12 protein-coding genes are annotated in these 12,755 nt (G+C 34.8%); 1 reads left to right on the forward strand and 11 read right to left on the reverse strand.

Going from position 1 to position 12,755, the window contains the following annotated elements; genetic code table 11:
- Positions 1-105: 105 nt before the first annotated feature.
- From BUC25_RS12420 to BUC25_RS12445, 6 genes are all read right to left on the reverse strand, one after another.
- Positions 106-1,449: a GH1 family beta-glucosidase gene (locus BUC25_RS12420; protein WP_073202197.1), complete on the reverse strand. Its 1,344-nt coding sequence runs from the start codon at positions 1,447-1,449 to the stop codon at positions 106-108.
- A gap of 589 nt (positions 1,450-2,038) precedes the next feature.
- Positions 2,039-2,800 carry a sugar phosphate isomerase/epimerase family protein gene (locus BUC25_RS12425; protein WP_073202198.1) on the reverse strand — a complete coding sequence of 254 codons (762 nt, stop codon included), beginning with the start codon at positions 2,798-2,800 and terminating at the stop codon, positions 2,039-2,041.
- A gap of 233 nt (positions 2,801-3,033) precedes the next feature.
- Positions 3,034-4,074 carry a Gfo/Idh/MocA family protein gene (locus tag BUC25_RS12430; RefSeq protein WP_073202199.1) on the reverse strand — a complete coding sequence of 347 codons (1,041 nt, stop codon included), beginning with the start codon at positions 4,072-4,074 and terminating at the stop codon, positions 3,034-3,036.
- A gap of 15 nt (positions 4,075-4,089) precedes the next feature.
- Entirely contained in the window at positions 4,090-5,058 is a 969-nt protein-coding gene (locus tag BUC25_RS12435; protein ID WP_073202200.1) for a sugar phosphate isomerase/epimerase family protein, read from the reverse strand.
- Positions 5,059-5,079: 21 nt separating this feature from the next.
- Positions 5,080-6,105 (reverse strand): Gfo/Idh/MocA family protein, encoded by a 1,026-nt coding sequence (locus tag BUC25_RS12440; RefSeq protein ID WP_073202201.1) that lies wholly within the window; start codon positions 6,103-6,105, stop codon positions 5,080-5,082.
- 15 nt (positions 6,106-6,120) lie between these two features.
- Entirely contained in the window at positions 6,121-6,843 is a 723-nt protein-coding gene (locus BUC25_RS12445; RefSeq protein ID WP_073202202.1) for a ThuA domain-containing protein, read from the reverse strand.
- 226 nt (positions 6,844-7,069) lie between these two features.
- Here BUC25_RS12445 and BUC25_RS12450 point away from each other — a divergent pair, with 226 nt between their 5' ends.
- Positions 7,070-7,834: a helix-turn-helix domain-containing protein gene (locus tag BUC25_RS12450; protein ID WP_073202203.1), complete on the forward strand. Its 765-nt coding sequence runs from the start codon at positions 7,070-7,072 to the stop codon at positions 7,832-7,834.
- Positions 7,835-8,479: 645 nt separating this feature from the next.
- Here BUC25_RS12450 and BUC25_RS12455 read toward each other — a convergent pair.
- The 5 genes from BUC25_RS12455 to BUC25_RS12475 form a co-directional block, all read right to left on the reverse strand.
- Positions 8,480-9,157, reverse strand: a complete 678-nt coding sequence (locus tag BUC25_RS12455) for a response regulator (protein WP_073202204.1) — start codon at positions 9,155-9,157, stop codon at positions 8,480-8,482.
- Between the two features lie 274 nt (positions 9,158-9,431).
- On the reverse strand, positions 9,432-10,517 hold the full coding sequence (locus tag BUC25_RS12460; RefSeq protein WP_073202205.1) for a glycosyltransferase family protein: 1,086 nt from the start codon (positions 10,515-10,517) through the stop codon (positions 9,432-9,434).
- Between the two features lie 53 nt (positions 10,518-10,570).
- Positions 10,571-10,903, reverse strand: coding sequence for a helix-turn-helix domain-containing protein (locus BUC25_RS12465; protein WP_073202206.1), 333 nt, complete (start codon positions 10,901-10,903; stop codon positions 10,571-10,573).
- A 184-nt stretch (positions 10,904-11,087) separates the two neighbouring features.
- The gene (locus tag BUC25_RS12470) at positions 11,088-12,206 is read right to left on the reverse strand and encodes a glycosyltransferase family 1 protein (RefSeq protein ID WP_073202207.1); all 1,119 of its coding nucleotides are present in this window, start codon (positions 12,204-12,206) and stop codon (positions 11,088-11,090) included.
- Between the two features lie 57 nt (positions 12,207-12,263).
- Positions 12,264-12,704 carry a YveK family protein gene (locus BUC25_RS12475; protein ID WP_073202208.1) on the reverse strand — a complete coding sequence of 147 codons (441 nt, stop codon included), beginning with the start codon at positions 12,702-12,704 and terminating at the stop codon, positions 12,264-12,266.
- Positions 12,705-12,755 lie beyond the last annotated feature (51 nt).

The following is a 12,755-nucleotide window of genomic DNA, read 5'->3' on the forward strand; positions in this document are numbered from 1 at the left end:
TTATTATCATATAATGACCAATTTTATCATAGATGTTGTAAATCTGTTTAGTTTATATTTCCACACAAAAAAACAGGGCTGTCTTCGCAACCCTGTTTTTTAAATTTAATTTTCAAACCAATTATTATCAATCGTTTGTTTAAACCAATAATAGCTATCTTTTTTCGTGCGTTCTAGTGTTCTGTAGTTGACGTGAACAATTCCAAATCGCATAGTATATCCTTCTGCCCATTCAAAGTTATCCATTAATGACCAAGTGATATACCCTTTTACATTGACACCAGAAGAAATAGCACGGCTTAAAGCTGTTAAATGTTGTTGCAAATAATTAATACGACCTGCATCTTTTACACGACCATTTTCCGGTTCGTCATTATAACAGGATCCATTTTCAGTAATATAGATCGGAATATCACCGTAACTATCTTTAATTCGCATTAATACATTATAAAACCCTTCAGGGAATATCGGCCAACCAATATCCGTTCGCTCATAATTCATTTCAACCATTTCCCAATCAAGCAGACCCTCATTTTCTTTGTAGCGAGCAATATGTCCTGTATAATAGTTAATTCCGAGGAAGTCAACAGGCTGATTGATTGTTTCCATATCCCCCTCTTGAATATCTAATTCCACACCTTTTTTCTTAAACCAATCTACTAAAAATTGTGGATATGTTCCTTTAAAAACAGGATCCATGAACCATTCAATATACCAGCCGATTTCGCGATTACATGCATCAATATCTTCCTGGCGATTACTGTATGGTTCTAACCAAGTCGTATTAGGTGCAAAACCGATCTGTCCATCAATTCCTAATTCACGGAATTTTTTCACCGTTTTACCATGGGCCACAAGTAGATGGTGGGAAATTTGTGTTGCTAATTGTAAGTCTTGATTGCCTGGCGCATGAACCCCGATAAAATTCGATAGAAAAGAGATACACCATGGTTCATTTAATGTCAACCATTGTTTGATTTTACCTGAAAATTCTTTAAACATTACTTCTGCATAGTTTACAAAAGCATCAATGGTTTCACGGTTATTCCATCCGCCTTTATCTTGTAAAGCTTGTGGGAGATCCCAGTGATAAAGGGTACACATAGGTTCAATGCCTGCTTCTAATAGCTTATCAACTAAGCGATGATAATAATCCAATCCTTCTTGATTTATTTCACCTGTACCATTTGGAAAGATTCTCGGCCATGCTACCGAAAAGCGGTAGACATCTATTCCAAGTTCTTTCATCATTTCTACATCTTCTTCGTAACGATGGTAACTATCACAAGCGACATCCCCATTGTCACCGTTAATAACATTTCCAGGTGTCTTGGCAAATGTATCCCAAATCGACACACCTCGACCACCTTCATTTGTAGCTCCTTCTATTTGGTAGGAAGCTGTTGCCGTCCCCCATTTCATATCTTTCGGAAATTGTATAATTGCCATTTTAAAACCCCTCCAAAAATCTATAGTTTAGTTAAGAATTGCTGAAAAGCATAATCTGTATGCTTCGATAAATGTTCATGTCCAAATTCCTGATATAACTACCTTTTATATTCAGACACAAAGAAACCGATTTCCTTTTAGCACCCTAGATTTTATTAACCGTTAGATAGTTCAACTTCAATAAGCAATCTAGTTTTACGTTAAAATAGGAATTCACTATTTATTCTTTCATTTTTTTGAGTTCTTAGCTCATCTGATGTTAGATTTTGCCTCAATAGGAATAAACTTTTTAATAATTTAACTAGATAGTAAAAGTTAAACATATAAAGTTGCTATCATAACCATTTAAACAATATTTTAAATTTTAAAATAAGTATGAATTTAGGATACCGGTTTCATTATACCACATTATAAATTAATCGTTATCATAAAAGCTATAAATTTTTTTTGTAATTTTATAAAAATTTATAATTGTGGTAGCCAATTTTCCAATTAAAACTTCATACGTAACTCACCTACATATTAAAAACCCTATATCGAATCAACCTGACTAAGGTTGTAGATATAGGGAATTAAAATATTGAAATTATTAAGACTTAATCAATTCTTTTAAATTAACTACATTTTCTTTTGCACTAGCTAAAGGATCCCCATCAAATTGTTCTTGCTCAATTACGTACCAGTTTACACCTACATTTTCACCTGTCTGCCATAATGTCTTAATATCTAACGTACCTTTTCCAATTTCAATACTTCTTTTTTCACCATTCTCTATGGTCATGTCTTTTATGTGTAAGGATACTACTAAATCATCATAGCTTTTGATCGTTTGTAATGGGTCTACTCCTGCATGTGTTGCCCAATAACAATCTAGTTCCATTTTTACATACTCACGATCCGTCTCTTCGAATAATATATCGAAGCCTCGTTTACCATTCCCTAAATCAAAAAACTCCATGTCATGATTATGATACGCAAATGTAAAACCATTTTCTTTACACCTACGGCCAATTTCATTTAATTCTTCGGCCGCTCGGTAATAAGCACCCTCATCTTGTCGATATTCATCAGGCAAAATAGGACAGATAATTAAATTATTCCCGATCGTGCGGTTGTATGCTAAGGAAGACTCCAACTGATCGCCTGTTAAACTAGCAAAAGGCATATGACTTCCTGCAGCAACTAAACCAGCTTGATCCATCACCTGCTTTAATTCTTCTGCTGGCGTATCAAAGAATCCAGCAAACTGTACCGCTTCATAGCCCATTTCTCCTAACTTACGGAGTGTGCCTAAAAAGTCTTTTGACGTATGTTCACGTACTGAATATAATTGAATCGCAATCTTTCCCATTAATAACCCACTCTCCTATATAAAAAATTATTATTATTGCTAAGTAAAAATCGCTTCACGGGATATGTAATGTTGTAGACGGGATAATCGTTTGTCTTCACGGGATATACCTATCGCTTCACGGAATAAGCAAGGTTATCCCGTGAAGAAAGCATGTTATCCCATGAAGAGAGGAAGTTATCCCGTCAAGAGCAGATATTATCCTGTGAAGAGTTTTAAGCACTTGATCTGTCTTATATATTAACTGCTTTGCCTGTTTGGGCGGATTGGTAGAGTCCATCGATGATTTTTTGGATATTGGTTCCTTGCTTTGCAAAGTTATCCGTTACATTACCCTCTACGCAATCTTTTACAAATGTATGGATCTCTGTTTCGTGCGCGTTTACTTCTGGTAAATAGGCAGGTGTCAGATCGATTAATGTATCATGTTTTTCCTGATACATCTTCAGTGGAAAAATATCTGCGCCACCTTTATTGCCCATTAAGGAAACCTGCATGGTATCCCGTTTTTCTACATTGGCAGCGAACGCGGATTCCAATACAAGGGAGGCACCATTTTTGAAAGTAATCATCCCAACAGCCATGTCCTCGACGGTATAGTTTTGATAATCCCATTCACCAAGTAAGCCTACACCTTTTTTTGTACCTAATTGTTGATGTGTTTGCCCTAATACGACCTCTGGTTCTGGATAACCCATCAGATAAAGTGCTGTATCTAACATATGAACACCAATATCAATTAATGGTCCTCCACCTTGTAATTCCTTATTTGTAAATACTCCCCATCCAGGAATACCTCTTCTTCTGATCGCTTGCACACGTCCAGCATATATTTCTCCAAATTCTCCTGCGTCAATAAAACGTTTAGCAGCCTGTGTTTCAGACTGAAAACGATAATGAAAACCATACATTAATAGTTTTCCTGATTTAGTTGCTGCTTCTTCCATTTCGATTGCTTCCTCCTGGTTCATTGCCGGAGGTTTTTCACACAACACATGACAGCCAGCATTTAAAGCTGCAATTGCTGACTCTTTATGAAATTTATTCGGCACACACACACTAACTGCATCCAAATCTACTTTTTCTAACATACTTTGATAACTATCAAATGCTTCTGAAATCCCATGCTCTTTTGCTACTAATTGAGCACGTTCATACGCTACATCAGCTATTGCAACAACTTCAACTTGTTCTGAAACATTTTTATATGCGGGAAGATGCACGTCTGTTGCAATTCCCCCTGCACCAATTAAACCTACTCTAAGTTTTGTCATCACCATCGTCCTTTCTTATGCCCACCACATCTCTGTTGGACTCTCTTTAATATTTACGGCCTTCAAATTATCTACTGCTCTAGAAAAACCTTCATTAATTGACATAATTGGATCTTCATGTTCAATACTCACGACATAATCATAACCATAGGTTCTTAACGCACTTATCATATTGGACCATTCTTCTAAACTGTGACCACAGCCTACAGAACGGAAATTCCATGCTCTTGTTTGAATGTTTCCGTATGGTTGCATATCTGTTAAACCATACATGTTAACATTATCTTGATCAATATAGGTATCCTTTGCATGAAAATGATGCAGCGCACCTTCTTTTCCTAATATTTTGATTGCTGCAACTGGATCAATCCCCTGCCACCATAAATGACTTGGATCAAGATTTGCGCCAATTGCTGGACTCGTTTCTTCACGCAATTTTAACATGGTATATGGTGTATGCACTAGAAAGCCTGCGTGCAACTCAATACCAATCTTCACATTATGATTCTCTGCTAACTCACCGATTTCTTTCCAGTAAGGTACAAGTTTTTCTTTCCATTGCCAATCCAGTACCTCAGCGTATTCATTCGGCCACGGCGCTACCGGCCAGTTGGGAGCTTTAGCATTTTCCTGATCCCCAGGTGTACCTGAAAAACAGTTTACAACTGGTACCCCTGTTAAGCCTGCTAATTCTATGGTTTTTCTTAAGATTTCATCACTCTCATTAGCAAATGCCTTATCTGGGGTTAATGGGTTACCATGACAGCTGAATGCACTAATAGTTAACCCTCTGTCTTCTACTGCCTTTACATATGCTTCTCGTTTTGATGCATCATGTAAAAGTTCATCTATTTTACAATGGGTATCACCTGGGTAACCTCCAGTTCCGATTTCTACTGCATCCAAACCGCTCGTCTTAACATGATCAAGCATTTCTTCAAAGTTTTTGTCTGCAAATAGTACTGTAAATACGCCTAACTTCATTTCTATACCTCCCTTAAAACTTTATAGTGACACATTTTTCTTCGTTTGATTTGATTCTAGAGCTGCTAGAATGATTTTTAAAGATTTATAACCTTCTGTTCCATCAATTAATGGCTTGCGATCATGAAGCACACTATCGACAAAATGATCAATCACACCAGATGAAGTTTGACCATCACTATCATTGGTTTGAATTTGTCCTAATTGATAATTTACTTTCGATCCATCAGTAAAACTAGCAATCAAGCTGTAATTCGGGTCATCTTCAAGACGCAAGTTACCCTTTTCTCCATAGATGACAGTTGAATTATCTTCTCCACCTTTATAAGCCCAACTAGCAGTTAACGTTCCGATAATACCAGTCTGACTACGTAAAATTGTTACTGCCTGATCATCGACATCACTGTTTTCTTTAGCAGATGATTCGATCATGGAAGCAACTTCTGTAAATTCCTCACCTAATATATATCGAATCATATCCGCTTTATGTACACCCAAGTCACCTAGTGCACCTATAAAAGCCTCTTCTTTACGGAAAAACCAGCTATCTTTCCCATCGATACTCCAACCTTCTGGACCACCATGACCAAAAGTAGTGCGGAAACTGTACAATTTGCCTAACTCTCCAGCAGCAATCATTTGTTTTGCTTTTTCATGGCTAGGCACAAAGCGTTGGTTGTGTGCGATCATTAATTTTTTACCGGCTTTCTCACTTGCAGCAATCATATCTTGTGCTTCTTTTTCTGAAGTTGCCATCGGTTTTTCACATAACACATGTTTTCCTTGTTCTGCTGCAAAGATAGATACTGGTGCATGTAAATAATTTGGTAAGCAGACACTTACTAAATCTGCGTCAGATTCTGTTATCGTTTTTTTGTAATCGGTATAGGCTGGTGCATTATATTTTGAACCAGTTAACTGAGCACGTTCTTCGATAACATCACACACGGCTACAATTTCTACATGTTTATTTGCTTTATATTCTGGTAAATGACGTTTAATTGCGATGCTCCCACATCCAATAACAGCTACTTTTAATTTACTCATCATTAATCGCTCCTCTTATGATTTAGCTTTAATATCTTCTAATGGTTTTGCGTTTCCATAACTAGAGAATGTTCTACTCGTCGGCTTAGCCCAGCGGACAGCATTTTGTATAACCTTTTGAACATCTTGATGATAATAGGTAGGATATGCTTCATGCCCTGGACGAAAATAAAAGATTTTCCCATGACCTCGTCGAAACGTGCAGCCAGAGCGAAATACTTCTCCACCTTCAAACCAACTTACAAGAACTAGTTCGTCTGGTGCAGGTATATCAAAATGCTCCCCATACATTTCCTCTTTTTCAATTTCAATATATTCCCCTATTCCTTCTACTATTGGATGCGATGGATTGACGACCCACATTCTTTCTTTTTCATCCGCTTCACGCCATTTTAAGTCACAGCCTGTTCCCATAAGCTTCTGAAAAATTTTTGAGAAATGACCGGAATGTAGTACGATTAAACCCATACCCTCTAATACTCGTTGATGTACTTTTTCTACTATTTCATCTGCCACTTCATGGTGTGCTAAATGCCCCCACCATAGCATGACATCTGTTTTATTCAGTCTTTCATCTGTAATCCCATGATCAGGTTCATCTAGTGTTGCAGTTTCTACATGGATATCGTCTGTCTGCAAAAATTCCTTAATAGCTCCATGAATGCCTTTTGGATATATCTTGCCTACTTCTTGGTCTTGTTGCTCATGTCTGTGTTCATTCCAAATTAGAACGTTCATAAAAATGCTCTTCCTCCCTTATCTAGTTATCCTATTTTCTTAAGTTTTTAGGAATCAAGAGTTGAATCCATAATTTAGATATTCAATCCTTTTGTATTGTCAGCACTTACATATGCAATACAACTAACTAACATAATAAAGGATGATGTATTCAATTAACATAAATGATATAATCAAAACATGAACTATTTTGCTATTATTATAGCTTATTAGGAGGTGGTATTACATGAGAATAGATTTTTGTGGCTATTCGTACCATGATAGTCTGTTTCATACTTCTCACAGGTCTCGATTTGCTTCCTATTTATTTCGGCTACAAACGGAAGGACGTTCTCGGGTTAAAGTTAATGATAAAAGACATGTTGTAGAAAAAGGAGACTTACTCATTATTAAACCTGGAGAAACTTACGAACTATATGTTGAAGATGGACAACAAAGCGGGGATTTTCATTTGTATTGTGAAGGTGAATGGATTGACGATCGCTTTCATCTTGCACCAACTTTAACAAACATCCCATTAGAGGACACAGTTTTAGATTTATGGCACCATCTAATTATTGAAGGTCGTCGACCACAGAAAGAAAGAAATAGTGAACTTACCAAGTATTTGTTAAGTGCACTGTGTGTTTCTTTAGAAAGATCTTTAGATAAGAAAACATCGACGATATATCGACCTTACGTTGTAACCAAAATGATGCGTTACATAGAAGAAAATGCAACGAAGCAAGGTTTCCAAGTTCAAGATATTGCAAACTTATCTAATCTAAGCGTTTCTCGATGTGTACATATTTTTAAAGAGCATGTGAACATGACCATTATTGAATATGCTCAAACTATCAGAATATCCGCTGCTATAAACCAAATGAAATATACAACAATGACGTTAGAGAACATTTCACATAACTGCGGTTTTGGTTCTTATTCATACTTTCATCGCGTCTTTAAAAATAAATTTGGCATATCACCTAGTTCTTACAGAAAAAAAGTTTAGGAAAAATTGGGAGAAGATACTGCTCAATAACTTTTTTATATTAGCTAAAGTGGTAACTATGAATGTTTAATCTGATAAACATCCGCTCCGGCTGCCCACTTCCCTTTCCGTGGGGTTTTTCCTTCAGCTAACTTCTTCAAGCAAAGGTCGCTCGAAAAAGTGGATCTTCAGGTAAAACATTCCCACAGGAGAGAAAGTGGACGGCCTGCGCTAATATAGTTGCTCTACAACTATTGTGACAGCTAACATCTCGAGCTGTTAATCCAATCAACGAATTATTCACATGAGAGAAATGACATAATGCTACCTCATACTAGCTTTGTAAAATTTCAAATTAGCGTAGGCGTCCGCTTCTACTCCTATGGGATATTTTTCTCCTAAGATCCACTTTGGTAAGTGATCTTTACTTACCAAAGTTAGCTGAGGAGAAAAACCCATGGAAAGAGAAGCGGACAAGCCGTAGCGAGTGCTAAGCAAACTACGCATAAAATCCAAACGATGCTATTCTAATCGTTTGGATTTTTTTAATAATAAATTTCTTTTTTCGATCTTTTTAGGTACGTAAGAGGATGATACTCAATAATAAGCGACAATTTTATAAATATTAGTAGTATTCATTCATTGTCCTTTCAAATATAAATAGAATTACCCTGTCATATCTGAAAGCATTTGTAATAGTTCTACGCGATTTTTGATTTGTAATTTTTTGTATATAATAGATAGATAATTTTTTACAGTTCCTTCACTAATACCTAATTGCTCTGCTATCATCCGGTTAGTCCAACCTTTTTTCATAAGTTGAATAATTTGCCACTCTCTGTTATTTAAATCTTTGCGATTATTAAAATGTTCTTTAATAAAATGTAACGAACTCTCTCTTTCAATCTTCAATAATGACTCTAATCGTTCAGAAAAGGATTGAACGAGATTTTGTGGCGCAACAAATTTCCCATCTATAATAAAACGTAACGTGTTTTTAAACTCTTCGAGACCTGAACTTTTAAGTATATAACCATCTGCTGCGACAGATAATAAGGTCTCAATTGATTCTTCATCATCATAAGCAGAGAGCAATACTACTTTAATGTTAGGATATATTTCCTTTAACTGTTTCGCACATTCAAATCCATCCATTATAGGCATATGTATATCTAATAAAACTAAATATGGCCTAACTTCCTTTTCTTTAATAAAATTAATAACTTCTTGTCCATTTTTTAAAGTACCAATAACACGAAACTCCTCCATATCTTCGACAAAGCTAGTGATCATGTCACGAAAAAGTGTTTGGGATTCTGCTACTACTACAGTATGTTTTGTCATCATCTGTTCCTCCTCATTTCCTATTTTATTTATAGTGAACAATAAATGGATTACGTTTATTCCTGGTAACTATTTTTATTATAACGTATTTTTCATTCGTTTTAAAGAACATTTTAGTTTTAATTAACTATTTCTTTTGTTTTTTTCTGTTTTATAATAATTAAACTAAGATTTTGTATAGTTTCCTATTCCTATATAACATACTATTTAGCAAATGATTTTGAGGCATAAAGTATCAAAAATAATAATCCGTTATTTCTACTTAAAATATCTCTTATTCGAGATATTTTCTTTTAAGTGTGTTGAAGTTAAATTCATTAACAAAGTGTAGTTTATCAGCTATTTTTAATATAGAATACAACTCAGCCATGAAAGTCTGTTCTTTATGATTTATTACTTGTTTTAAATTGATTATCGGTTTGTTTAATAAATATGCTTCAAAATATATCGAAGATTGCTGATCCCACTCTACATAGATATCCATTTCTGCTAAATATAAAAGTATATTCATTTCTTCCCTGATGAACTGAATATTTCTTTCGATATTTAATTTCTTCATATATAAACGTACTATTTGTTCCCCCTTCAGATCCCCATAAAAATACCATATGAAGTTTGTATCCTTTTGCTTTAATCTTTTACAGAGGTGTATAAATGCCTCGATATGTCGTTGGCTAGTTGGACCGTGCATAGATAGAATCCTCAATTGTTGATCTCGGCTTAATTTATCATCATTATGTTTACTAATTTTAGTTAAAGACTCTTTATAAAATGGATCTGCATAATATTTTACATTAAATAACTTGTTAGTTAGCATTTCATTGTACATTGACTGTGAACTTATGTAGATAAGGTCATTTTTTTGAAGCGTTTTTAAAATAGATTGATACGATTTAGAAAAAAGTCTAGTTGGAAAATAGTATATCTTCTGTGTTGCATTGATTTTGTCACGTAAATAATGGGAAGTGAGTCCAGATGAAAAGCTAATTGCACTATCATAATATGTATCTGGGTGAAATAAATCAGGCTTGATTTTTTTCCAATAAAGTTCAACAATAGATGGATACGTATAATAAGCCTTTCGAATGTGAGCAGGTATTGGTGGATTCTCCACCTTGAAAAACCAATTTTGTTTTTGATAAATATCCTTTATAACCTTCGTGACTCTAGTTGTAACGGCTGGTAATACTCTAGTCGTTTCGGGTAATAAAGTTGTGAAGGTTGTGTTGTTCTCCATAAGTTTCACATCAATTTTTGCATCTTTCGACATATGACGATTAATAATAAATAATTGATGTTCAAAGGACAAAATAGGATCTTCCGGATCGATAATAAATAAAATTCTTTTTTGTTTTTTCATTAGTTAATCGTCCTCCTCTCTCTCCTATGGTTAGACTACCATCAACTTTTTTATCATTGATCCTGTTTGTTTTTCCATTTTATGAATTCAAATATTACTTTATACTCGTCAATATCTGGTTTGGTAATTCCTAATGCCTTTAATTCTCTAATAAATTCAGTCCATTCATTATTGGTGATTATTGGTTCATGTTCTGCCCCTAATAATGTTGCGACTTCTACATTTAGTACTTCTGCAACTTTTTCGACAATCTGAATAGACGGATTGTCGTTTAGATTTCTTTCGATATTACTTAAGTAAGATTTAGAAACATCTGCTCGTTCTGCCAATTCAGAAAGTGTTAATTTTTTTGCTTTTCTAATTCGATTAATATTCGTCCCTATCATTTTTAATACCTCAAATCCTATCGAAATTCTTCTAAACTTAATTTAACATCCGCAGGAATTTTCACACCCACTGATTGATAGCGAAACTTATCAGAAAGTAACCGTCCATGTATCCTTTGATTTAAAATTTGAATAGAATATTATGGACGATTACACGCGTTAGCGATTCATGATAGGTATATATTTATATTCCATCATCCCTAAGCTGCAAGTACTTTTGTTCGGTCTGACGAGCTACCTGCTTTACATCGTAACCCTTCTTAATTAATACCTCTGCATCTACTGGATTTCGATTTTTTTTCTCATAAGACTCGTACATTTTTTCCAACCATTCGCGTTTATTGTTTAACTGGATAAACTCTATCAAATCAGCCCGCAAATCAACCTCTCTTGGAATGTGATCGGAAGCAAGTATAGGTAAACCTGCACTCTGTGCTTCAATTAATGTCATTGGTAAGCCCTCATGAAGGGATGGGTATAGAAATAAATCAAACGCTTGCATCCACCGTTCGATATCTTCCTTTACATTTAAGAAAATCACGTGGTCAACTATATGATATTGTTTGATCTTTTCTTCAATTTTCTTTCGTAATGGACCATCTCCTATTAAAATCAATTTTGCTTGTGGAATTCTTCTGCGGAATCCTACAAATAATTCAATGAGGTAATCATGATTTTTTTGAGGCGAAAAAGGACCAATATGACCAATAAGAAATTCTTTATCACTGATATGTATTTCTTGCCTTACTTTCTCCCTTACGGAATTCGAGTAACAAAAACGTTCTAATTCAATAGCATTATAGATAATTTCAGCATTTTTAGCTTTTGTTTTGAACAACCATTTGGCAGCTTCAGAGGAACAGGCAAAATAATGAGTAGCATATAAAGAAATAATAGAACCTGCCACATTCTGTAGAAATTTTTCCTTTCCTGTTTTTTCCGTCCCTGTATTATGGCTATGAACAACCCTAACTGGAATGCCAACTCTTTTAGCAGCCTTTAGAGAGAAAGAACTCATTTTATCTAAATGTGCATGCATCACTATATAAAAGCGGTGTCCTTTAAAAAAATGTCTCAGAGCTTTTTTATATCCTTGTATCCCTACATCATCTATAGAAGGAATGCGGTAAAGATGTCCTCCCATAGTGCGAATTTCTTCATCATAATCGCCTTCTGCATTGGTTAAAAAATCAAATTGTACTTTACTCCTGTCTAGATTACGATAGACGTTCATTAGCATGGTCCCTATTTCGCCATGATTCATCTTTTCAACTACATGTAATATCCTTAACGCACTTTCCAAGTGTAATCCCCCTCTATTATTATTCGTTAGAATGTACAAATAAGTGGTAGCAATTAATTAGCGATATTTAATATGTGATTTAGCTTCAATCAGCTGACTTATATTGTATATTTCTAATTCATTACGGATAATTCTCGCTGTTGTGTTTGCTATCAAAACAGCTCGATCTGGTTCTGTATCGACTACGGATATACGAATAACTTGAGAATCATCTACTCTTTGCACATTGAAATTTTTAGTCAAGCTTTTTTTGGAATAAGGTAATTGCAACTCCTTGATTAACTCTTCTATAATTATGTCATCTTTTATCATTGCTACAATTGCTGTCATTGTCTCTGAATCCGTTTCAACCATTAGCTGAGTTGAAGTTTGAAAAAGAGCTTTGTCGGATTGACCATAAAGTAAATAACCTGTAGCTGACATCATTACCACACTAAATAAGATAAAGATTCTTTTTTTATTAATAAAAACAAACGGATGATTTACATCTTTTTTCATTTTGTTCACCTTTTTTTCATTATAACGAACGATGATTTTAAACTTTTCTTA

Source organism: Gracilibacillus kekensis (genome assembly GCF_900143085.1).
Classification (GTDB): domain Bacteria; phylum Bacillota; class Bacilli; order Bacillales; family Amphibacillaceae; genus Gracilibacillus; species Gracilibacillus kekensis.